Source organism: Niabella pedocola, from assembly GCF_021044425.1.
Classification (GTDB): Bacteria; Bacteroidota; Bacteroidia; order Chitinophagales; family Chitinophagaceae; genus Niabella; species Niabella pedocola.
In genome coordinates, this window is sequence record NZ_JAJNEC010000005.1 from 2,567,099 (window position 1) to 2,589,952 (window position 22,854).

General features: G+C 47.2%; 24 protein-coding genes. 17 read left to right on the forward strand and 7 right to left on the reverse strand.

Going from position 1 to position 22,854, the window contains the following annotated elements:
• Positions 1-79: 79 nt before the first annotated feature.
• From hemA to LQ567_RS18135, 12 genes are all read left to right on the forward strand, one after another.
• On the forward strand, positions 80-1,330 hold the full coding sequence (hemA, locus tag LQ567_RS18080; protein ID WP_231006907.1) for a glutamyl-tRNA reductase: 1,251 nt from the start codon (positions 80-82) through the stop codon (positions 1,328-1,330).
• A gap of 16 nt (positions 1,331-1,346) precedes the next feature.
• Complete coding sequence (locus LQ567_RS18085) at positions 1,347-2,321, forward strand: hydroxymethylbilane synthase (protein WP_231006908.1); 975 nt, start codon at positions 1,347-1,349, stop codon at positions 2,319-2,321.
• Complete coding sequence (locus LQ567_RS18090; protein WP_231006909.1) at positions 2,311-3,000, forward strand: uroporphyrinogen-III synthase; 690 nt, start codon at positions 2,311-2,313, stop codon at positions 2,998-3,000. Before LQ567_RS18085 ends, LQ567_RS18090 begins: the two co-directional genes overlap by 11 nt.
• Before the next feature lie 25 nt (positions 3,001-3,025).
• Entirely contained in the window at positions 3,026-4,069 is a 1,044-nt protein-coding gene (gene hemE / locus LQ567_RS18095) for a uroporphyrinogen decarboxylase (RefSeq protein WP_231006910.1), read from the forward strand.
• A gap of 10 nt (positions 4,070-4,079) precedes the next feature.
• Positions 4,080-5,957 (forward strand): M1 family metallopeptidase, encoded by a 1,878-nt coding sequence (locus tag LQ567_RS18100; protein ID WP_231006911.1) that lies wholly within the window; start codon positions 4,080-4,082, stop codon positions 5,955-5,957.
• Positions 5,954-6,895, forward strand: coding sequence for an oxygen-dependent coproporphyrinogen oxidase (hemF, locus tag LQ567_RS18105; protein WP_231006912.1), 942 nt, complete (start codon positions 5,954-5,956; stop codon positions 6,893-6,895). Before LQ567_RS18100 ends, hemF begins: the two co-directional genes overlap by 4 nt.
• Before the next feature lie 68 nt (positions 6,896-6,963).
• On the forward strand, positions 6,964-7,839 hold the full coding sequence (locus tag LQ567_RS18110) for a hypothetical protein (RefSeq protein WP_231006913.1): 876 nt from the start codon (positions 6,964-6,966) through the stop codon (positions 7,837-7,839).
• 38 nt (positions 7,840-7,877) lie between these two features.
• Positions 7,878-8,861, forward strand: a complete 984-nt coding sequence (gene hemB / locus LQ567_RS18115) for a porphobilinogen synthase (protein ID WP_231006914.1) — start codon at positions 7,878-7,880, stop codon at positions 8,859-8,861.
• A 4-nt stretch (positions 8,862-8,865) separates the two neighbouring features.
• Positions 8,866-10,230 carry an oxygen-independent coproporphyrinogen III oxidase gene (hemN, locus tag LQ567_RS18120; RefSeq protein ID WP_231006915.1) on the forward strand — a complete coding sequence of 455 codons (1,365 nt, stop codon included), beginning with the start codon at positions 8,866-8,868 and terminating at the stop codon, positions 10,228-10,230.
• 132 nt (positions 10,231-10,362) lie between these two features.
• Positions 10,363-10,893: an STM3941 family protein gene (locus LQ567_RS18125; protein WP_231006916.1), complete on the forward strand. Its 531-nt coding sequence runs from the start codon at positions 10,363-10,365 to the stop codon at positions 10,891-10,893.
• Between the two features lie 511 nt (positions 10,894-11,404).
• Positions 11,405-12,700, forward strand: a complete 1,296-nt coding sequence (locus LQ567_RS18130; RefSeq protein ID WP_231006917.1) for an MFS transporter — start codon at positions 11,405-11,407, stop codon at positions 12,698-12,700.
• Between the two features lie 86 nt (positions 12,701-12,786).
• On the forward strand, positions 12,787-13,647 hold the full coding sequence (locus LQ567_RS18135) for an MBL fold metallo-hydrolase (protein ID WP_231006918.1): 861 nt from the start codon (positions 12,787-12,789) through the stop codon (positions 13,645-13,647).
• Positions 13,648-13,774: 127 nt separating this feature from the next.
• Here the strand turns inward: LQ567_RS18135 and LQ567_RS18140 are convergent, their stop codons facing one another.
• On the reverse strand, positions 13,775-14,602 hold the full coding sequence (locus tag LQ567_RS18140; RefSeq protein ID WP_231006919.1) for a DUF3108 domain-containing protein: 828 nt from the start codon (positions 14,600-14,602) through the stop codon (positions 13,775-13,777).
• The gene (locus LQ567_RS18145) at positions 14,589-15,590 is read right to left on the reverse strand and encodes a lysylphosphatidylglycerol synthase domain-containing protein (RefSeq protein WP_231006920.1); all 1,002 of its coding nucleotides are present in this window, start codon (positions 15,588-15,590) and stop codon (positions 14,589-14,591) included. The genes LQ567_RS18140 and LQ567_RS18145 overlap by 14 nt, the downstream gene beginning before the upstream one ends.
• Before the next feature lie 26 nt (positions 15,591-15,616).
• On the opposite strand from LQ567_RS18145, the gene ruvC reads away from it, so the two are divergent.
• The 4 genes from ruvC (at position 15,617) to LQ567_RS18165 (ending at position 18,816) form a co-directional block, all read left to right on the forward strand.
• Positions 15,617-16,177 (forward strand): crossover junction endodeoxyribonuclease RuvC, encoded by a 561-nt coding sequence (ruvC, locus tag LQ567_RS18150; protein ID WP_231006921.1) that lies wholly within the window; start codon positions 15,617-15,619, stop codon positions 16,175-16,177.
• A 276-nt stretch (positions 16,178-16,453) separates the two neighbouring features.
• Positions 16,454-16,681 (forward strand): hypothetical protein, encoded by a 228-nt coding sequence (locus LQ567_RS18155; protein WP_231006922.1) that lies wholly within the window; start codon positions 16,454-16,456, stop codon positions 16,679-16,681.
• A gap of 53 nt (positions 16,682-16,734) precedes the next feature.
• Entirely contained in the window at positions 16,735-17,232 is a 498-nt protein-coding gene (locus LQ567_RS18160; RefSeq protein WP_231006923.1) for a DinB family protein, read from the forward strand.
• 207 nt (positions 17,233-17,439) lie between these two features.
• The gene (locus LQ567_RS18165; protein ID WP_231006924.1) at positions 17,440-18,816 is read left to right on the forward strand and encodes a tryptophanase; all 1,377 of its coding nucleotides are present in this window, start codon (positions 17,440-17,442) and stop codon (positions 18,814-18,816) included.
• Positions 18,817-18,879: 63 nt separating this feature from the next.
• On the opposite strand, the gene LQ567_RS18170 is transcribed toward LQ567_RS18165, so the two are convergent.
• From LQ567_RS18170 to LQ567_RS18190, 5 genes are all read right to left on the reverse strand, one after another.
• Positions 18,880-19,269 (reverse strand): HIT family protein, encoded by a 390-nt coding sequence (locus LQ567_RS18170; protein ID WP_231006925.1) that lies wholly within the window; start codon positions 19,267-19,269, stop codon positions 18,880-18,882.
• A gap of 195 nt (positions 19,270-19,464) precedes the next feature.
• Entirely contained in the window at positions 19,465-19,935 is a 471-nt protein-coding gene (greA, locus tag LQ567_RS18175; RefSeq protein ID WP_231006926.1) for a transcription elongation factor GreA, read from the reverse strand.
• Between the two features lie 95 nt (positions 19,936-20,030).
• Positions 20,031-20,966 (reverse strand): NAD(P)-dependent oxidoreductase, encoded by a 936-nt coding sequence (locus tag LQ567_RS18180; protein ID WP_231006927.1) that lies wholly within the window; start codon positions 20,964-20,966, stop codon positions 20,031-20,033.
• 40 nt (positions 20,967-21,006) lie between these two features.
• Positions 21,007-21,759 (reverse strand): 16S rRNA (adenine(1518)-N(6)/adenine(1519)-N(6))-dimethyltransferase RsmA, encoded by a 753-nt coding sequence (gene rsmA, locus LQ567_RS18185; RefSeq protein ID WP_231006928.1) that lies wholly within the window; start codon positions 21,757-21,759, stop codon positions 21,007-21,009.
• Between the two features lie 24 nt (positions 21,760-21,783).
• On the reverse strand, positions 21,784-22,011 hold the full coding sequence (locus tag LQ567_RS18190; RefSeq protein WP_231006929.1) for a CDGSH iron-sulfur domain-containing protein: 228 nt from the start codon (positions 22,009-22,011) through the stop codon (positions 21,784-21,786).
• Between the two features lie 227 nt (positions 22,012-22,238).
• On the opposite strand from LQ567_RS18190, the gene LQ567_RS18195 reads away from it, so the two are divergent.
• Positions 22,239-22,853 carry an HAD family hydrolase gene (locus tag LQ567_RS18195; RefSeq protein WP_231006930.1) on the forward strand — a complete coding sequence of 205 codons (615 nt, stop codon included), beginning with the start codon at positions 22,239-22,241 and terminating at the stop codon, positions 22,851-22,853.
• Position 22,854: the final 1 nt, after the last annotated feature.

Here is a 22,854-nt window from a genome sequence, read left to right on the forward strand (position 1 = left end):
AAAATCATGATTTTTTTAAGGCCCGGTGACAAAAGTATGACGATACTACCACTTATCCTTTATACATTTGCGGCTGAATATGTCGCTAGAAGAATTTCATATTTCAAAACAGGTTTTAGATCGTTTTTGCATTGCGGGCATCAACTATCACAAGGCCGACGCAGCAACCAGAGGACTGTTTTCCATTACAAATGAGGCCTTTGCCACGTTGGGAAAAAGTGCAAAGGCGGCAGGGCTGAAAAGTGTGTTTGTAGTGTCTACCTGCAACCGGACGGAGATCTACGGGTTTGCCGAATCCGTGATGCAGCTGGTGGAGTTACTGGTGCCGCATACACACGGTGATAAAGCGGCTTTTTACGAGTGCGGCTATTTTAAGAATGGGGAAGAAGCATTACAACACCTGTTTAATGTATCTGCCGGGCTGGATTCGCAAATATTGGGCGACTATGAGATCCTGGGTCAATTAAAAAGAGCGGTAGACACAGCGCGCGGTCAGCATTTGATTGGCCCGGTGATGGACCGGATGCTGAACTTTGCATTCCAGGCTTCAAAAAAAATAAAAACAGACACCAATCTCAGCGACGGAACCGTTTCCGTTTCATTTGCAGCCATCGAATTATTGCAGAACATAAAAGAGATCACACAAAAGAAAGTGCTGATCATTGGTGCCGGAAAATTCGGGGTCAATGTTTGCAAAAATCTGAATACTTATTTACCGGATACTTCCGTTACGATTATGAACCGTACGGATGCTGTTGCAAAGCAGATTGCTTCCGATCATGGGATCCATTTTGCATCTTATGCGGAAAAGGCCGCGGCCATTCATGCATCCGATATTGTAATTGTATGTACCAATGCCGGCGAGCCGATGGTAGTGCCCGAGCATGTGGCACCCGGTACAAAAAAATTATTCCTGGATCTTTCTGTACCGGTAAATGTGCACCCGCACATCCGCCAAATGGATCAGGTAACCGTAATTGATGTGGATGAAATCTCCAATACCATACTGGACAAAACCCTTGCAAAACGCAAAGCGGAAATACCCCGTGCGCTCACCATCATTGCGCATTTCAAAGGAGAATTTCTGGGTTGGCTGAGAGATCATCATTATGCCCTCCACCTGAAAACCTGGAAGAACAAACTAAGCGAAATTGATTTAATGCAAACAGGCGTTTGCGAATTTTATAAGGATAAAGAACTGATCAGCGAAACAGAGCGGGTAATACGCGCCCAAAAGGCGGTAAAGCAACTGGCGGTAAACCTTAAAGTGCGGCATGATAAGGGCTGCCAGTTTATCAGCAGCATCAACGATTACCTGCAGCTTCTCTGACCCCGGATATTTTATTATGATCCGCATTGGTACCCGAGACAGTCAGCTGGCCGTTTGGCAGGCCACACAAGTAAAAAATCTCCTGGAAAGTTTAGGCACTCCTGCACAGCTGGAGTTGGTTAAAAGCGAGGGCGACTTAGACCTGGTTACACCGCTCTATGCCATGGGGGTGCAGGGTGTTTTTACAAGAGTGCTGGACACCGCCCTCCTCAATAATAAGATCGATGTAGCCGTACATAGTATGAAGGATGTGCCGGTGCAATTGCCCGAAGGCATTGTGGAAGCGGCCGTTTTAGAACGCGCATCCTATAACGATATTTTGGTTTTGAACCCCAACTGGCAGGCGCCGGACAACGGAGTCCAAATCTCAAATCTCAAATCTCAAATCTCAACCCCTGAAACTTTAAACGTTGAACCTGAAACATTTCCCCTAACTATCGCCACCAGCAGCGTGCGCCGCAAAGCGCAATGGCTGAACCGGTTTCCGGGGCATACGATCGAAAATATCCGAGGAAATGTAAATACACGGCTCCGCAAGCTTTCTGAAAGTAATTGGTTCGGGGCCATCTTTGCAGAAGCCGGTTTGGAGCGCATTGGCCTGAAACCCGCTAACAGCATTACGCTTAACTGGATGCTGCCGGCCCCGGCCCAGGGCGCTATAATGATCACGGCCCGTAAAGGAGATGCAGCGGTACTGCGTGCTTGCAGCCGCATCAATCATACAGCAACCGCCTACTGCGTAAAAGCAGAAAGAGATTTTTTAAGCGAACTCATGGGCGGCTGCGCCACGCCGATCAGCGCACTGGCCACCATTCATCAAAACAGCCTGCACTTCAAAGGAAGTATTGTTACACCGGAGGGCGGACAAAAGATAGCGGTGAATGAAACCTATGCGATCGATGCAAACATCCCGGCCGGAAAAGCCGCTGCCGCAGCCATCCTGGAAAAAGGCGCCGGGCCATTAATTGCGAAAATGAATCATGAGCAATAAGCCGCTTCATATTTTAAGTACAAAACTACTTGATGATGCGCTCATCCGCAAGGCCGGGAACCAGGTACAGCTCGATTGCAGGTCTTTCCTGCAAACACAGCCGGTGGCACCGGAACAGGTGGCTGCATTGCTCACCGATGTTCCGCTTTCGGATCAGGCCGTGATCTTTACCAGTGCCAACGCCGTAAAAGCAGTGGCTGCGGCACTCACAGACCGCCCTCTGTGGACGGTGTTTTGCATTGAAGCAGCTACCCGCAAAAAAGTGCAGGAGCTATTTCCGGGAACCAAAATCAGGGCATCGGCTCCCAACGGGGCACAACTGGTAAAACAGATCATTGAGCAGGCTCCGGACCAGGTGGTTTTTTTTTGCGGAAACCTGCGGCTGAACACCATTCCAGACGGACTGAAACAGCATGCCATTCCCTGCAGGGAAAAAGTGGTGTATGAAACCATCAAAACACCGGTGGCGATTAACCGGCAATATGACGGGATCCTTTTTTATAGCCCGAGTGGCGTTGAAAGTTTTTTTTCATTAAATGAGATCAGTCCGGCAACAAAAGCATTTTCGATAGGCCCGTCTACAACCGCGGCCTTAAAAAAATATACGTCAAATATAGAAGAAGCAATACAGCCCGATGTGGAACAGATGATCGGAATGATTGCCAACAGCAGGGGGTAGCCCGCTTGGTTTAAAGATTTTAACTATGCAACAGGAAATAAAAAACGACTTAATTTTAAGAACGCTTCGCGGAGAAGCCACGGAACGTACCCCGGTTTGGATGATGCGTCAGGCAGGACGGTACCTGCCGGAATACATACAGCTGAGAGAAAAGTATTCTTTTTTTGAAAGATGCCAGAACCCCGAGCTGGCTTGCGAGATTACCTTGCAGCCGGTAGATATTGTTGGTGTGGATGCCGCCATCCTGTTTTCAGATATCCTGGTAGTGCCGCAGGCCATGGGGATGGAAGTGCAGTTGGTAGAAAAACTGGGGCCGCTCCTGCCACAGCCCATAAAAAACCAGGCCGACCTTCAGCGCGTCAGGATGCCGGACGTGAATGAAACATTGAACTACGTATTTGAAGCAATAAAACTGATCAAACAGGAACTGAATGGACGTGTGCCCCTGATCGGGTTTGCGGGAGCACCCTGGACCCTGTTGTGTTATATGGTTCAGGGCAAGGGTAGCAAAACCTTTGATGAAGCAAAAGCCTTTTGTTACCAGCAGCCGGAAACGGCACATGCCCTGCTGCAAATGATCACCGATACAACCATCGCCTATCTCAAAGGACAGGTGGCGGCCGGTGCCGATGTATTGCAGGTATTTGACAGCTGGGGCGGATTGCTGAGCAAACATGATTTTGAAGAATTTTCGCTTCGTTATATCCGCCAGATTGTGGCTGCGTTAAAAGAAAGCGTTCCGGTGATCGTTTTTGCAAAAGGCGCCTGGGGATCACTTGCAGAAATGGCTGCAACCGGTGCCGCCGGCTTGGGTATCGACTGGTGTATAGAGCCACAGGTAGCGCGTCGTTTAGCCGGTGATCAGGTTACTTTGCAGGGTAACTTTGATCCTGCAAAATTACTGGCCCCCGTTTCCCGGATTGAAAAGGAAACAAAGGAAATGCTGCGCGCTTTTGGCCCGGGCCGGCATATTGCCAACCTGGGACATGGGATCCTGCCCAATGTGCCGGTAGATCATGCAAAAGCATTTGTAAATACCGTAAAGGAATTCAGATTTGAGGATCTTTAAAATAATAGCCTTGAATAAAGTACCTTTTTTAATTGCAGCCTTTGTGCTTCAATATACGGCTGTTGTGGCACAAGGCCTTTATATGCCCCGGAATATTCAGCATGCCGTTGAAAAAGGAACCCGTACCACCAATGGTTTGCCCGGCACCCATTACTGGCAGAACCGCGGTGTGTATGTTATAAACGCTACTGTGAATACGGCAGAGAAATCTGTTGCAGGCAGCGAGAAGATCACTTATTTCAACAACAGTCCGGATAGCCTTAAATCGGTAGTGATCCGTTTTGTAAATAATATTCATAAACCGGAGGCTCCAAGAGCCGGACAGGTACCCGGGGATTTTTTAACCCCGGGCTTAAAGATCCTTGGATTTGTAGTGAACGGTGAACGTTATACGGTCAATAGCGACGACTGGGGCACGGCAAATACCGTAGACCTGAATACACCATTGCCGCCGCGTTCAAAAGCCGAATTTGAGATCGAATGGTCCTACTCGTTATCAAAACTCAGCGGCCGCGAAGGCCAGATTGACCCCAATACATTTTTCTGCGCCTATTTCTATCCCAGGATTTCGGTGTATGACGACTATAACGGTTGGGACCTGTTGCCACATACAGATGGTGGTGAATTTTATAACGATTTTAATGACTACACGGTTTCCATAAAGGTGCCCACGAATTATGTAGTTTGGGCAACAGGAACCCTGGAAAATGCAAAGGAAGTACTGCAACCGGCGGCATTCAGGCGTTTCCGGGAATCGATGAGCAGTAATAAGGTCATTCATGTGGCAACGGCCAAAGACATGGAACAGGGAGCGGTTACCAGTTTCAGCGAATGGAACGAATGGAAATTCACGGCCCGGAACATTACCGACTTTACATTTGCCACCAGCAACCATTTTGTATGGGATGCGGGCAGCGTGACGCTCGCCGACGGGGAAGGGTTAAAAAGAGTGAGTGTGCAGGCCGCCTATAAGGATACGGCTGCCGATTTTAAAAATTATGTAGAGTGGACCAAATATGCCATCCGGTGGTACTCGGATAACCTGCCGGGTGTAAACTACCCCTATTCAACCATGACGGCCATCCAGGGATATGCCGACATGGAGTATCCGATGATGGTAAATGATGCCTCATTAAGAGACCTGATGGATTCCCGGCTGACCGTGGATCATGAAGTGGCACATACTTACTTCCCCTTTTATATGGGCATCAATGAAACCCGTTATGCATTTATGGATGAAGGATGGGCCACTACCTTCGAATATCTGATCGGTATTTCTGAGAATGGGAAACATGCAGCAGACAGTGCATATAAAAGTTTCCGGATCAAGAACTGGATCTCCAACCCGGCTACAGAAATGGACCAGCCCCTGATTACAATGTCGTCCCAGTTGTCGGGTGCCGGATATGGAAGAAACTCCTATGGAAAGGCCTCGCTTTCTTACCTGGCGTTGAAAGACCTGCTGGGTGATGTGCCCTTTAAAAAGGCCCTGCTTCATTATATGAACACCTGGAGCGGAAAACATCCAACGCCCTGGGATTATTTCTATTCCATGAATGCCGGTGCCGGAACGGATCTTACCTGGTTTTGGAAGAACTGGTTCTTTAGCAATCACTACATCGATCTTAAAATAAAAGGGGCCCGGCAGGGGGTTAATAATACAACCATTACACTGGAAAATACCGGCGGGTTTGCAGTGCCTTTTGATGTGATCATAAAACCGGCAGATGGAAAGGAAAAAAGATTCCATTATACACCGGAGATCTGGAAAAATAAAGAAAAGACCGTTACGTTTTCTGTACCCAGTAGCGGAAAAATAGAACAGGTTACTATTGACGGAGGCATTTTTATGGATGCTACTCCGGCGGACAATACTTATCGGTTATGAAAAAAGAAGCAACAAACGCATTCCGCCAGCAGTGGATCGAATACGTTTACGGATTACAGGACCGCATCTGCAAGGCATTGGAAGCGGAAGATGGCCGTGCCGTTTTTAAAGAAGACAACTGGCAGCGCGGTGAAAATGGCAAAGGCGGTGGCGGGCATTCCCGTATCATGGAGAATGGTGCTGTTTTTGAAAAGGCCGGCGTAAATGTTTCCGTCGTATACGGACATATTACCGAAAAAATGAAACAGGTGTTGCCGGTAAACGAAGGTACCTGGTTTGCCTGTGGCATCAGCCTGGTACTGCATCCGGAAAATCCCTTCGTACCCACCACACATGCCAACTGGCGTTATTTTGAAGCACATGATGAAGAAGGTACCGTTACCCATCGCTGGTTTGGCGGCGGCGCGGATCTGACACCATATTATTTATTCGAGGAAGATGTGACCCACTTTCATACAACGTTAAAGGAGGCCATCGATCCGTTTGGGTTGGAGTTATATCCGAAGTATAAACAACAATGCGATGCCTACTTTTCCAATAAACACCGCGAAAATGAAATGCGCGGGGTAGGTGGTGTATTTTATGATCATCTCTATCTGAATAACGAAGAAGAGGCGGCGCGTTTACTGGCTTTTCAAAAAGCCAACGGAGATGCGTTCCTCGATGCATATCTTCCCCTGGTACGAAAAAGAAGAAACACTTCTTACGATGCCGAGAATAAAAAGTGGCAGGAGATCCGGCGGGGGCGTTATGTAGAGTTTAACCTGATCCACGACCGGGGAACAATCTTCGGACTGAAAACAAACGGCCGCACAGAAAGTATATTAATGAGTTTACCGCCCACGGTACGGTTTATTTATAATTACGAGCCGGAGCCCGGCAGTCTGGAGGATAAATTATTACAGGCCTGTAAACATCCGAGGGACTGGGTGGTATAACGCTCAAATCTTAAATTCTAAATCTCAAATCTCAAGTCTCGTATCTCAACGTTCCAAATCTCAATCCGGTGAAGTTCCTTTTTCTTACATACTGTTTTTTGATGCCGGCAATGGTGAGCGCTCAAACCGCACGCTATTACAACTGGAGCGGTTTCCCGCTGGAGATCTATGAAACGCCTTCTGTAAAAGCAAAAACACTGGAAAAAATACCGGTCGGTCAGGCGGTTAAGATCATTCCTGGCTCAAACGATCCGGCATATACCATCTACCTCAGCTACTATGGAGATACCACGTCACCCAAAAAGGAAGTGGCAGATGAAATCAATAATGCCGGTAGTTTTTATCCGTTAAAGACCTCCTGGGTAAAAGTGGCCGGCAAACAGGCTACCGGCTATACGCTTCAGGGTTTTCTGTCGCGCATTCCTTACAAAAGATTGCGTAAGGATAATGAGGCGGATAACTATGTGGAAATTCCAGTAGCGGCAGCATTGCGTACTTTTTTTGGCAAGCCGGTGTTTTACCGGAAACAGGAGCTGGAAAAGGAAACAAAAGAGGAAATTCATTTTGTGGAACAGTACCGGTTTGCAGGGGGTGTTACGTACAACGCCCTGCAGCAGTATGTAGAAAAGGATGGCCCGGGGGGAGAAGAACACCGGATCTTTTTACCCAATGCATCCCTGCATGAAGCTGTTCTCTTCCTTTTAGAAATCACCAATGCCTCCGCTTTCCGGTCAGAGGGGAAAAAAACTGTTAATAAGATAAAAAGCCGCTACGATTTTTTCTCCTGGTGGTACCAGCCCAACCAATATGATGAAAAAGGCAATAATGTAAAAGATAAAAACCGGGTAGATTTTGAATACTACGCCGAGGGCGGATCCAGCAGTGCCTCGTTCGTCAAAAAAAACGGTGGCATTGAAATCATATACGCCTATGGCGGATGCTGATACCTGCGCCGGAATATTAGAATTAAAATACATCGATTATGATCTTACAACATAGAAACAGGATTTTAAGAAGAAATGCCGCTATCCGTGATATGGTTGCGGAAACACAATTGCGGTCCGCAGATTTTATTTTGCCGGTCTTTGTTACAGAGGGAAAGGATGTGGTGGAAGCCATTAGTTCCATGCCGGGCTATTTCCGGCGATCCCTGGATAAAACCGTTGAAGAAGTAAAAGAACTCTGGAGCCTGGGCATCAAAAGCGTACTGCTGTTTGTGAAATGTGATGACGCGCTTAAAGATAACACCGGCAAGGAAAGCTGGAATCCCAACGGATTGATGCAGCAGGCGGTAAAAGCCATCAAAGATGCGGTTCCGGAAATGATCGTAATGACCGATGTGGCATTGGATCCTTATTCGGAATACGGGCATGATGGTATTGTGGATGTAAAGAGTGGTTACATCCTGAATGATGAAACGGTGGAGGCCCTTATAAAAATGAGTCTTTCGCATGCCGCTGCCGGTGCCGACTTTATTGCACCCAGCGATATGATGGACGGGCGTATCGGAATGTTCCGGAAAGCGCTGGAGGAAAGCGGGCATACTCATGTAGGTATCATGAGCTATTCGGCAAAATACGCCAGTTGCTTTTACGGCCCCTTCCGGGATGCGTTGGACAGCGCACCGGGCTTCGGCGATAAAAAAACCTACCAGATGAATTATGCTAACCGGATAGAAGCGATCAACGAAACACTGAAGGATGTGGCAGAAGGGGCAGACATCGTAATGGTAAAGCCGGCGATGGCATACCTGGATATCATCCGGGAAGTAAAAAATGCGGTTACCGTTCCGGTAAGCGCCTATCATGTAAGCGGCGAATATGCCATGATTAAGGCGGCGGCAGAACGGGGCTGGCTGGATGAGGAAAAAGCCATCCTGGAAAGTTTAACGGCTATAAAAAGATCCGGTGCCGACCTGATTGCCACTTATTTTGCCAAAGACGCCGTTCGGTTATTACAATCCTGATGTGATGCAGCTGAACCTGATCCAGAAGTATAATATCCAGGGCCCGCGGTATACCAGTTATCCCACTGTGCCGTACTGGGAGCCGGAGCTTTTTACGGCTGAAGGATGGAAGAACGCACTGGTACGCAGTTTCAGCGAAACAAATGCGCAGCAGGGCATCAGTGTATACATCCACCTGCCGTTCTGTGAAAGCCTGTGTACTTTTTGTGCCTGTCATAAGCGCATCACCCGGCGGCATGATGTGGAGTTGCCCTATATAGAAACTGTTTTGAAGGAATGGAGTTTGTATTGTGCGTTGCTCCCGGAACCGCCGGTCATTCAGGAGTTGCACCTGGGCGGCGGTACACCTACGTTTTTCAGTCCGGACAACCTGGCGCTTTTACTAAACGGCATTTTCTCAAAAGCCGTTATCGCGACGTCACCTGAGTTTAGTTTTGAAGGACATCCGAACAATACCACCACAGCCCATCTGCAAACCTTATCGAAGCTCGGCTTCCGGAGGGTGAGTTTTGGCGTGCAGGATTATGACCCGGCGGTGCAGAAGGCCATACACCGGATCCAGCCATTTGAGCGGGTAGCCGCTGCAACGGCCGGTGCGCGGAGTGCTGGTTATGAAAGCATCAGTCATGACCTGGTTTTCGGGCTGCCCTTTCAAACCTGGGAATCCATGCAGGCAACAATCGAGCGTACCATCGAACTGAAGCCGGACCGTATCGCCTTTTATTCGTATGCACATGTGCCCTGGGTGAAAGGCGTAGGGCAGCGGGGATTCAGGGATACGGATCTGCCTTCACCGGAACTGAAACGGAAATTATATGAAGACGGCAAGGCATTGCTGGAACGATCCGGATATATCGAAATCGGCATGGATCATTTTGCATGGCCCGGCGACAGGCTGCACCAATCATTACATAACGGCCGGCTGCACCGGAATTTTATGGGATACTCTTCATCGGCCACCCAGGTAATGATCGGGTTGGGTATGTCGGCCATCTCCGATTCCTGGTATGCATTTGCACAAAATGAAAAATCGGTCGAGGCATATACCGATGCCGTGCACGCGGGTCGTTTGCCGGTGGTTAAAGGACACCTGCTGGATGAAGAAGATCTGAAGATCCGGAAACATATCCTGAACCTTATGTGCCGGCTTCGCACCTCCTGGGCCGAACCGGAAATGCAATTGAACGCACTGCCGGAAATCACCGCCCGTTTGCAGGAGATGGAACAGGATGGATTGCTGGAGATGTTTGATACGGAGTTACATGTTACAGATAAGGGCCGCGCATTTGTACGTAATATTGCAATGGCATTTGATCTGCGTTTGATCCGGAAGCAGCCGGATACACAGATATTCTCCATGACCGTATAGGTTTCCGCTCGGCTAGTAGTGTGTTACTGTTTTGTGCGGATCGGTACATTTCAATGGATGTCTTGCTGAACTTGTTTCCGCAACTGCTACAGTTGACGGATTATGATTGAATAAAATTAGTGCAACTTCGATATGATGCAAACGACAACCATAGCGATAAACAAAAAAAAGACCCTGCGTAACCTGGTGATAGCGGTATTGTTGCTGCTGTTGGGGATACTATTTGTGCTAAAACCCTTTTTGTTCATCAGAAGTGATGATCCGGGAGTAATTAAGATCATCGGATACATTTGTACCGCCTTATCCGGGATAGGGATCATTGTGTTTGTTCAAAGACTAAGAGATAAAAAAGAAGTACTGGTCATTGATGCAGAGGGCATCCTGGATCATTCCAGTGGCATTGCTGCCGGAAGGATATGGTGGAAGGATGTAAAAAGTATCCGCGTAGAACAGGTGGCGGATCAGCCATTCATTATGCTTGAAGTAAAGAACCCACTGGTATACCTTCAGCAACAGCAGAACCCCGTGAAAAAGCGGGCCATGGAATTGAATTTGCAGCTTTACAAAACACCGGTGGGCATCTCCGCACAGTTTTTAAATATCGGGTTTGAACAACTGTTGCAATTGCTGGAAACAGCATTCAGGGAGTTCAGAGGTAAATAAACGGCCAGGATCATGAGTCGGGTATTCAGCATTCAGGATCGAGATCAGAGCAACGAGATTCAATACCGGCTACTTAAGCGATTTTTTTTATAATTGCTGGAGATACGCCGATGGTGCCTGCGGTACTTTCGTTGTGGGATTTTTGAGTACGATTAAAGCCTGTACCCGATCTGCGCATCTGCCGCCTTATCGAAATGACATTGAAACGAGATGCCGATTCCGGCATCGGGCGCCCGGACCGTACACCAGGTATCAAACCGGCTCCGGAACCTGCAATACCATATGCCCGCAATCCTTTAGCAGCAAACCGTTTTCGGAGTCCTCCTATTCGGGTTTAGCAGCGCATTACATAACCCTGAACAAACATACGAACCCCTCGCTTCTGAACTCCCGCTTCCGGATTCCCGATTCTGATTTCTGGTTTCTCAAATCTGACATCTGAATGCTGAAATCTGACATCTCAAATCCCAAAGCTCGCCGCAAATCCCTTATTTTTATACAAACAAACTCCATGCAAACGGCTTCTAAGAAAGTGATCAACGGATGGGCAATGTACGATTGGGCCAACTCCGTGTACAACCTGGTTATTACCACTACTTTTTTCCCGATTTATTTTTTGACGGTTACGGAAAACAGTTCCAAAGATCATAAAGTGCAATTCCTGGGAAGGCAGTTTGTAAACTCAAGCCTGTACGATTATGTGCTGGCTGCGGCATACCTGTTTGTGGCCATCCTTTATCCGATCCTTACTTCCATTGCCGATACCCGGGGAAACAAGAAAAATTTTATGCGTTTTTTCTGTTATATGGGTGCACTGGGTTCTGCAATCCTGTTCTTTTTTACAAGCGATACGCTGGGCCTGGGTGTGGCCGCCTTTATGCTGGCAGCAATGGGATATGTGGGCAGCCTGGTATTTTACAATGCCTATCTGCCGGAGATAGCGGCTCCTGCAGACCAGGACCGGGTGAGTGCACGTGGGTTTTCCTATGGATATATAGGCAGCGTCATTATGCAGGTAGTCGGTTTTTTACTGATCGTTTTAATGGAGGACAAAGGACTGGCTACCCGGCTTACTTTTTTGCTGGTGGGTATCTGGTGGTTCGGCTTTGCGCAGATTACCTTTTCCCGCTTGCCGCAATCCACGCAAACAGGTAAGATCGGCGGCCGGGTATTGCGGGACGGGTTCGTTGAAATAAAAAAAGTATATCAGCAGGTAAAGCTAATGCCGGTGCTGAAACGGTACCTGCGCGGCTTCTTTTTTTACAGTATGGGCGTGCAAACCGTAATGCTGGCGGCTACCCTGTTTGGCAGCAAGCTCCTGGGGCTGCCGGATGACCGGCTGATCATATCGGTTGTAATGATACAGCTGGTGGCGGTCGCCGGTGCCTGGTATATGTCCCGGCTTTCGGCCCGTTATGGAAACATCCGGGTATTAATGGGGGTGGTTATTTTTTGGATATTGATCTGTATTGCAGCCTATCTTACAGCGGTGGTGGCAGAAGGTGGTGACAACGGGGAATTCCTGTTTTACGGGCTGGCCATTGCCGTGGGCCTGGTGATGGGCGGTATTCAGTCGCTCAGCAGGTCTACCTACGCCAAGTTAATGCCGCATACAAAAGATACGGCTTCTTTCTTCAGCTATTACGACTTTACAGAAAAGCTGGCCATTGTAATCGGTATCTTTGCTTTCGGCTTTATTGAAGAGCAAACCGGCAGCATGAAGAATTCTATATTGTCATTGATTGTTTTCTTTGCCATTGGTTTTTTCTGGCTGTATTCCGCGCTGGTAAAACAACGGAAGGCATAAGAAACCGGCCGTTAGCGATTAGCCATCAAATCTCAAATCTCAATTCTGAAATCTGAAATCTCGATTCTGAAATCTCAAATCTGACCATGAACCTATACACAATCAATTGCGGACATTTCAAGTTAGACGGCGGTGCCATGTTTGGGGTAGTACCCAAAAGCATCTGGAACCGGTTAAACCCGGCGGATGAAAATAATATGTGCAGCTGGGCCACCCGCAGCTTACTGATAGAAACAGAGAACCGGTTGGTATTGGTGGATTGTGGGATGGGCGATAAGCAAAATGAAAAGTTCTTCAGCTATTATTACCTCCATGGAGATGATGACCTGGATCGATCGCTGGCGCAATATGGTTTTAACCGGGAGGATATCACTGATGTATTTTTAACGCATCTGCACTTTGATCATTGCGGAGGTGCCATAAAAAAAGCCGGCGAACAGTTGGTGCCGGCCTTTAAGAACGCTGTTTACTGGAGTAATGAAGCGCATTGGGAATGGGCGATACATCCCAACCCGAGAGAAAAGGCTTCATTTCTGAAGGAGAACATTCTTCCCATACAGGAAAGTGGGCAGTTGAAATTTATTTCGGATAGGGAAGAGGCCGGAAAGGGCCTGGCGCTGGCACCGTTCCTGGAGCAGGTGGATATCCGTTTTGCCAATGGGCATACCGAAGCGATGATGTTGCCCCAGGTGCAGTATAAAGGAAAATCGATTGTATTTATGGCCGATCTGCTGCCTTCTCCGGGACATATTCCCCTGCCTTATGTGATGGCATATGATACCCGCCCGCTGATAACCATGACGGAAAAAGAAGCCTTTTTACAGGAAGCACTGGAAAGGGAGTATGTGTTGTTTTTTGAGCACGACCCGCAACAGGAATGTTGTACCTTAAAACAAACAGAGAGAGGCATCCGGCCGGATCAGTTCTTTAAGTTGAGTGAGCTTTAGCGCCTTTTGGGGTGAATTTGCAGATTGGAAATGGTCAATAGCTAATGATGAATGGCCAATGGACCCACGAGTAAAGAGGATCTAACGTGAAACATTGAACCAGAACCTTGAACAAAATGCTGATGGCTTAATTCTTCTTCACCAGTGCGGTCATCGGGTTTTTAAGTCCGTCAAAGCTGGTCATTTCAATCTTCACCTTACCTACAATAATGGGGCTTTCCACGCGGATGGGAACCCGGTTGGCATCATCGGTTATCCAAACCGTCATTTTTTCCCCTCCCTCAAAAATAGTTCCCTTAATGGTAAGCGGTTTGATCTTTATGGCTTTGAACTTGCCATACTTGGTGGTAATGGTTTCTTTACCCATATACCGGATATACATACCGAAGATCTCGTTATCTAAAAACACACTGAAGGGTACCTTATCACCGGGTTTCAGGCTGTTATAGTCTACATTACGCGCATAAAATACAGAGCTAACCACATCATGCACACAGGCCGGCACTTTAAATACGCCTTCATTGCTGATAGCGGTATTGGCCGACTTGTTAAAGCTTACATTCTGGTATTTTTTATAACCACCCTCATTGATGTTGCGGATGAACCGCAGCGGCTGAAAGGTTTCCACGTCCACGTACGTTTCATAGGTATCGTAGGCCTTATAGGCCCACTCGTAAGATGAAAGCGTGCGGCCGGTGCCTGTGATATGGTATACGGTGCGGCCGTTCATTTTTTCCAGGGTTGTAAAAAAGGATCCCGTGCCTGCCGGTACAAAGGCGCCGGCCACGCTATAGCCAACCGTAAACCCTACTTTTTCACCAGCCTGGAAGGCCGTATTGGGAATGGAACAGGCAGGTGCAGCAACTGCTTCAGGTGTGGCAGGGGCAGCCGCCTTTTTGTTACCATCCGCAACGAACATAAAGAACGGAACCAGAAATAAACTAAGCGTTTTCATTTTTGCTTTTAAATATGCTTTTAATACCCAGTACCAGCACACTTCCGATCAGTGCCGGTATAACCAGGTTAATTAACCAAATGCTTGCCGAAGTTAAGCTAATACCCAATTGATTAGCGTTAAATAATCCTAATATTGTCAGGCTCAAACTCCCCCGTACGCTCAGATCTGTAAAAAGCGCAATCGTTGGAATAATGGCCAGGATCAAAAATAATACACTTACTCCCGTCCAGGCCTGCCAAAAAGAAACCGTTACTTCAAACAACTGAAATAGTAAAAAATATTGCAATATAAAGATAAAAAACCGTGTTACAGATAAAGACAATAATCGGAGCAGTACCGTTGCATTAAAATGCTTCAGGGCTTCTATCGACCAGGAAAATTTTTTGCCGGAAGGAATACGGCTGATCCATTTTGCCATCCAGGAAATGCGGAAATAAAAAAGCAGCAGCAGCAGGGCACAGAATGCCACAATATAAAACAGGGCATCAAACCATAAAACCGAAATGATGCGCGCCGTAACGATCGGTTCTTTTAAGAAATAAAGGGATAAAAGGCCCATCCACACGGTAACCAGCAACTGACTGATATTGCTGACCACGGTAAGCGTTGCCGCCTTAATACGTTTGCCTTCATCGATATACAAAACCCGTCCCACATAATCGCCGATGCTGTTGGGGGTGGAAACAGAAAAGGAAACACCTGATAAAGTAGCTTTTAACGCACGGATAAAGGATAACTGCTGTACGCTTTTAACCGCCAGGCGCCATTTACAGGCCTCCACCATCCAGTTAACCGCCATTAAAACGATCACAGCCAACAGGTACATGATCTTTGAGCTGTTCAGCGAGGCTTTGATCTGCGTCCAGGACTCGGTTAAGCCTTCCTGCCGGCTTACCTGGTTATAAATAGACCAGCATAACCAGATAAACAGCAGCGGACCTAAAAAATAATTGAAGAATATTTTGATATTTTTGTTGATCTTCATGAATCCTTGTAAAAATAGCATCCCCTTTGCAAACAGCCACCAAAATAATCCTCGGTATTGATCCCGGTACAGTCATTATGGGTTACAGCATTATTGAATGTACCCGTCAACGCATACAGATGCGCGAAATGCATGCCATAAAATTTTCTGCCCGGCTGGATGGTTATGAGCGGCTGAGCCGGATCCATGAGAAAGTGACCGAACTGATCCGGATATACCAGCCACATGAGTTTGCGATTGAGGCTCCTTTTTTTGGCAAGAACGTGCAAAGTATGCTCAAACTGGGACGGGCGCAGGGGGTGGCCATTGCCGCGGCCATGCATTTTAATATTCCCGTTACGGAATATTCGCCCCGGAAAATAAAGCAGGCCGTAACCGGTAATGGGAACGCAGCCAAGGAGCAGGTATGGAAAATGCTGCAGCAGATCCTTTCTTTAAAAGAAGCCCCGGAATATTTTGATGCCACGGATGCGCTGGCCGTGGCCCTCTGCCATCACTACCAGATCAGCAGCCCGGTAAAAATCTCTGCCGGCTTTAAAGGCTGGGAAGACTTTATAAAGAAGAACCCGGATAAGATAAAGAAGTAGCCGGATTATGTAGCCGGCTACCGTGCAGGTGGCAGCTTCCTTGCTACGCTCAGTTTGGCTGCAGTGCATACATCCTGCCCGTTAATCATAACACTTCATTCCCCAAAAAACTGATCGTCTTCCAGGTGTCCTTCTTCTGAAAACGGCAAGCAGCAATGCGCTGTTTGAGCCGGTATCGTTCAAATTTTTTTAGTATAAAGAATCAATAAAAACTCCTGACATACAGCTGTCACCCGCTGTGTTTTACTTTGTATCAAAGGCGGGAAAGCCCTTTATATGATGATGAAAACGTCCATAGAAATTTTTAAAACCAATGTACTCAACCGGCCCGTAGCGGCAAAACTGGTGAAATGCCTGGAGGGGCTTTTGGCGCAGGCAAAAGTGAATTTTGACCTGGAGGATTGTGATCACATACTGCGTGTAGAAGCCCCGCAAGCAATAGATGTAGCACTGGTCCGGAACTGTGTCTTATACCATGGATATGAAGCAGAACGGCTGCCGTAGATGATAAGCAAACAATCTGAAGATTATTTTTTAACTCCAATAAACATCAAATCATGACAAGATTAGAAATTTTAAAAAAGGATTTTGAAAATGAAGTACTAACTACAAGGAAATTCCTGAACATTATCCCTGAAGATAAATGGGACTGGAAGCCACACCCCAAAAGTATGAGCCTCATGCAACTGACCATTCATATTGCCGAGTTGCCCGGCTGGCCGGCAATGGTGTTTGATACATCAGAACTGGATTTTGCTGCATTTCCTTACCAACCAACCGTAGTAAAAGACCGGAAGGAGTTGCTGGATATTTTTGAAAGAGAAGTGGAAAAAGCGGGTAAGTACCTGAACGATCCTGAAAATGAAAAGAAACTGGATGATAACTGGACGCTCCGCGAAGGCGATGCCATTTATGGTGTAAACCCTAAACTGGATGTAGTACGGATGAGCATCAACCAAACCATTCATCACCGTGCACAGTTAGGGGTGTTTCTGCGCCTGCTGGATATTCCCATTCCGGGCAGCTATGGCCCCAGTGCCGATGAATCGTTTTAAGTTGGGCAGACCCGTTAGGTTTTAAAAACATAACGGGTCTTTTTTTTTACAGGAATTTTCCTAATATTGTGTATGCTTCCACTTTGGCAAAAAGTAATAAAAAGTCCTACTTAGCGCTCCGCATTCCTGCGGGGAGCATTGCCTGTTTTGGGGTGCTTCCATGTATTGCATCTTTCATTTTTTATTGATCATTCCCAAAAACAGTGTATGGCAACCACCATTATTGAACCCTTCCGTATTAAGTCGGTGGAACCGCTGCGGTTCACCACAAAGGCACAACGTGCCGGTATTTTAGCGCAAGCCTTTTATAATCCTTTTTTGATCCATGCAGATGATGTACTGATCGATCTGCTTACCGACAGCGGCACTTCGGCCATGAGCAGCCGGCAATGGGCGGCCATGATGGAAGGGGACGAATCCTATGCCGGCAGCAGCAGTTTTTATCGCTTTGAAGCGGCGGTTAAAAAGATCACCGGGATGAAAAACATCATTCCCACCCACCAGGGAAGGGCATCGGAGAAGATCCTGTTTACCATTACCGGGGGCGGGGGCAAGTACTTCTTAAGTAATACCCTTTTTGATACCACCCGGGCAAATATTGAGTTTTCGGGCGCAGAGGGGATCGACCTGCTGACAGAGGAGGGGCGGCAGCCGGCCGCGGTGGCGCCCTTTAAAGGCAATATCGACCTGGTGGCACTGGAAGCCACGATCCGGGAAAAGGGCGCCGCACAGATCGCGATGTGCATCATTACTACAACCAACAATTCCGGTGGCGGGCAGCCGGTGAGTATGGACAATATCCGAAGGGCAAGCGGTATCTGCAAAAAATACGGGATTGCTTTTTTTATTGATGCCTGCCGGTTTGCAGAGAACTGCTATTTTATAAAACAACGGGAGGAGGGGTATGCTTCCAAAACAATGCTGGACATTGCCAACGAACTTTTTTCTTACGCGGATGGGTGTACCATGAGCGCCAAAAAAGATGCGTTTGCCAATATCGGGGGCTTCCTGGCGCTGAACGACGATGCCTTAACCCAGGAATGCCGGAACCTGCTGGTGATTACCGAGGGCTTTCCTACGTACGGAGGGCTTGCGGGGCGCGACCTGGAGGCCATTGCGGTGGGGCTGGAAGAGATTGTGGATGAACACTACCTCAAATACCGCATCCGCAGTATGGAGTACATCGGGGAACAACTGGAAGCCGAGGGCATTCCTTTTGTAAAACCGGTGGGGGGGCATGCCGTATACCTGGATGCAAAGGCTTTTCTGCCACAGGTACCGTTACATCAGTATCCGGGCCTGGCACTAAGTAACGCGTTATATTTAGAAGGCGGCATCCGCAGTGTGGAGATCGGTTCCCTGATGTTTGGAAAATATGCAGCAGACGGCAAGCTGGTTCCTGCGCAGATGGAGCTGGTACGCCTGGCGGTGCCCCGCCGTGTGTACACACAAAGTCATATTGACTATGTAGCCGAAATTATCATTGATGTATTTAAAAAAAGGCAGCAACTGAAGGGGTATGAGATCGTTTATGAGGCGCCGTTGTTACGGCATTTTACGGCAAAAATGAAACCTGTTGGTTAACCCTAAAAGATCATGTTCCGGGTGTACTGTAGGGAACCCGGAACAATCGACTATTGTTGCCTGTTATAAATTAGATACGATCAGTTCCTGTACGGCCTTCATTTCTTCGGGAGCTAATGTTAGCTTGGGTTGTAAAAAATTAACATCGCTGGCATCATTGAGCGGAATCAGGTGCACATGCGCATGCGGGACTTCAATGCCTATCACGCTCAGTCCACAGCGGTTGCAATCGAAACTTTTTTCAATGGCTTTTGCAACCGGTTTTGCAAATACCAACAATTCCGAAAGATAGTCATCGGGTACATCAAACAATTTGTCTACTTCAATCTTAGGCACTACCAGGGTATGGCCTCTGCGCAGGGGCATAATGTCGAGGAACGCAATGAATTTATCGCTTTCTGCAATTTTGTAGGATGGAATTTCACCAGCGATGATTTTTGAAAAAATGGTCATGCCAAGATGATTTATGATGAATTGTTTGAAGTTCCTTTAGTTTGAGGCCGAGCGCACCGGCTCGAACCCGTTGTTCAAAGCTACAAAAAAAACCACCCCGGTTGAACCGGAGCGGCTTAAAAGCGGATAGTAGTACTGCTGTACAAGTGAGTGACACAAGAAAAGCCCGGACATGCACCGCAGCAGGCTAAAAAACTATATCGAAATTTCTTCAATTTTAAACTGGATCACACCGGCCGGGGCCAATACATCGGCTACATCACCGGGCTCTTTGCCCAGGATACCTTTTCCGATGGGTGAGGTGATGGATATTTTTCCGGCTTTTAAATCAGCTTCCTGCTCGCTTACGAGTTGGTAAATGACTTGCTTTTTTGTTTTGAGATTGGTGAGTTTTACTTTGGTGAGAATGGATACTTTACTTGTATCAATCGTAGATTCATCTAACACCCGGGCACTGGCCAATGCTCCCTCTAATGCTGCAATCTTGGCTTCCAGGATGCCCTGGGCCTCCTTGGCGGCATCATACTCTGCATTTTCTTTCAGGTCTCCTTTTTCACGTGCTTCGGCAATGGCCTTGCTGGCTGCCGGCCGCTCCACACCCTTCATGTGCTGCAGCTCTTCCTTCATTTGCTCTAATGTTTCCTTTGTTACATATTGTATCGTCATATGCGTTACTTTAGAATAAACAGAAAAAAATAACAACGCCTCAGACGTTACTGAAGCGTTGCATTACCTATATAAACAAATATAATTAAAAAGGATTACAATTCCTTTATACCCAGCTTTTTTAACAGAACTGTAGCCATTTTTAAAAACGCCTCATGACTGTACCCGGCAATATGCGGGGTAATGATTACATTCGGTTGATCCAGAAGCCATTGTAAGGTTTCTTTTTCTTCAGGGGTATAGGTATCGAGTTTTTCGTTTTCCAACACGTCCAGGCAGGCGCCGGAAATCAATCCCTGTTTAAGACCTTCAGACAGGGTGGGCAAATGAATGACCTTACCCCGGCTGGCGTTAAGGATAACGGGTTTTTGCTGCATGCTTTGCATCAGCTCCAATGTCAGCATGCCCCTGGTATCAGAAGTGAGCGGCACATTAAAACTGATGACATCGGAGTAGCGGCAAACCTGTTCCAGCGAGGCTTCTTTTACATGATCATGTGCAAAATCATTCTTGAATTTATCGTAGGCCAGTACGGTTACATTAAAGGGTTGTAACAGGCGTGCAAAGGCCCAGCCGGTATTGCCATAACCGATAATGCCCACGGTTTTTCCGGTAAGTTCGGTACCCCGGTTCTCTTCCCGTTTCCAGATAAGTTGTTTTACTTCGGGAACGGCAATGTTCATTTTGTTGAGCAGCATGAGCAGCATGCCCAGGCTTTGTTCGGCAACGGCATTGCGATTCCCTTCGGGACTGCTGGCACAAAGAATGTTCTTGCTTTGGGCATAGGGTACATCAATCAGTTCCATGCCGCTTCCCAAACGCCCGATCCATTTAAGGGAAGGGGCCGCATCGATCAGCGCTTTATCTACAGTAATGCGGGTTGTTAATACCAGGCCGGTAATATCCTGTGCCTGTGCCATCAGTTCCTCATAGGTGATTTTGGGCAGGTAGGCTACCTCAAATCCTTTTTCAGCAAGGGTTTCCTGCAGTATGGGATGCGCGTTTCCTGTAATGATCACTTTTTCTTTCATCGATATTTTTTAAGATAAATGTAAATAAAACCCCGGGCGGTTATTTCATTTTAAAACTGAGCGTGGCAAAATCGCTGACCGATAACTGTTCGGCGCGTTTATTAAAGATATCGTCTTTGAGCGCCGCTTCATCGAACAGGGATTTTACGGCGTTGCGTAATGTTTTCCTTCTCTGATTGAATGCCGTTTTCACCAGTACGGTAAACGCTCTGTCTGACTTTTTGGGTACTGTTGTTTCCTTTCTGCGGAGCCGGATCACCCCGCTTTTTACTTTGGGGGGCGGGTTAAAGGATTGCTCACTTACATCGAACAGGTAATCTACTTCATAAAACGCCTGCATCAATACGCTGATGACCCCGTAAATTTTTGAACCAGGTGCGGCGGCCACCCGTTGTGCCACTTCTTTTTGAAACATGCCGGTAATGACCGGAACCTGTTCTTTCCAATCGAGGATCTTAAAAAGGATCTGTGTGGAAATATTATACGGGAAATTACCTACTATATGAAAACTGCCTTCAAAAGGGGCTGCTGTATCCAGGATGCTTTCATGAATGATTTTATCCTTTAGGTCCGGGTATGTAGCAGCGAGGTATTGTACTTTTTCGGCGTCCAGCTCAACGGCCTTGAACGACACTTCCGGCAGCTGCACCAGGTAACGGGTAATGGCCCCACCACCGGGTCCTACTTCCAGGAGTTGCGCTGGTTTTTCGCCGGCAACGGCGTCTACAATTTTCCTGCAGATATTATCATCTTTCAGGAAATGCTGACCCAATGATTTTTTTAAGGTATACATATTGCAAAATTAGGCGCCCCGGGCTTAATCCGTTTTTTTGGGGGGCAGGGCAAAGGCAACGGCCTCATGCTCAAAGTGTCCTTTATGGCTGCCATCGCAAAACGGTTTATTCACCGATTTTCCGCAACGGCAAAGGGATACCACGGTTCTTCCGCCCAGGTCGTAAGGATTACCTTCCTTATCTACAATTTCAAAATCGCCTTCGATCCGCAATGAACCGTTATTGTTTACTGTAATTTTTGTTGTAGCCATAATTTTTTGTTAGGCGGCAAATTTAATGTGATAAGGCGGTAATATGCGAATGTGCAGTGTAAAAATGAAGGAATAATACCGAGGTATCACAAATTGCCCTGCGTTGCGCAGACTTTAAGTTCTCCACGGCTTTTAAAACGGCGATTTGTTGTGTGCCGGACCCGGTTTTAAAATTTATTATTTTACATTCTATATTTCTTATTCTTTCCCCGGCCTATCTTTGAACCATGATTAAAAATGTAATTTTTGATTTTGGGGGTGTATTACTGAACCTCGATTTTAAAAGATCTTTTGCCGCATTTAAGGCCCTGGGTTTTGACGATTTTGAAGATAAGTTTTCACAATATACGGCCGCACCGATCTTCCAGGAGCTGGAGAAGGGCCTGATTGCTGCCCCGGCATTTTATGAGGGACTCCGGGAGCTGTTAGGAAAGCCCATTCCGGATGCGCAGCTGGAGCATGCCTGGAATGCCATGCTGCTGGATTACCGCAAACCCAGCCTTGATTTTTTGGTGCCGCTTGGCAGCAAATACAACCTGTTTTTGCTTAGCAACACCAACCAGATCCATTATGATCATTTTTCAAAAACGCTGAAGGAAGAAACGGCGTATCCCTCGCTGGAGTCTTTTTTCAAAAAGGCCTATTACTCCCATGATATCAAACGCCGGAAACCGGATGCTGATACTTATGCTTTTGTATTGAAAGATGCCGGCATTGAGGCTTCTGAAACACTGTTCGTTGACGATAGTTTTCCCAACCTGCCTACGGCACAGGAGCTGGGGATACAAACCCATTTATTATTACCGGAAGAGCGGATAGAGTATTTGGAGCAGTTGCAGTAAC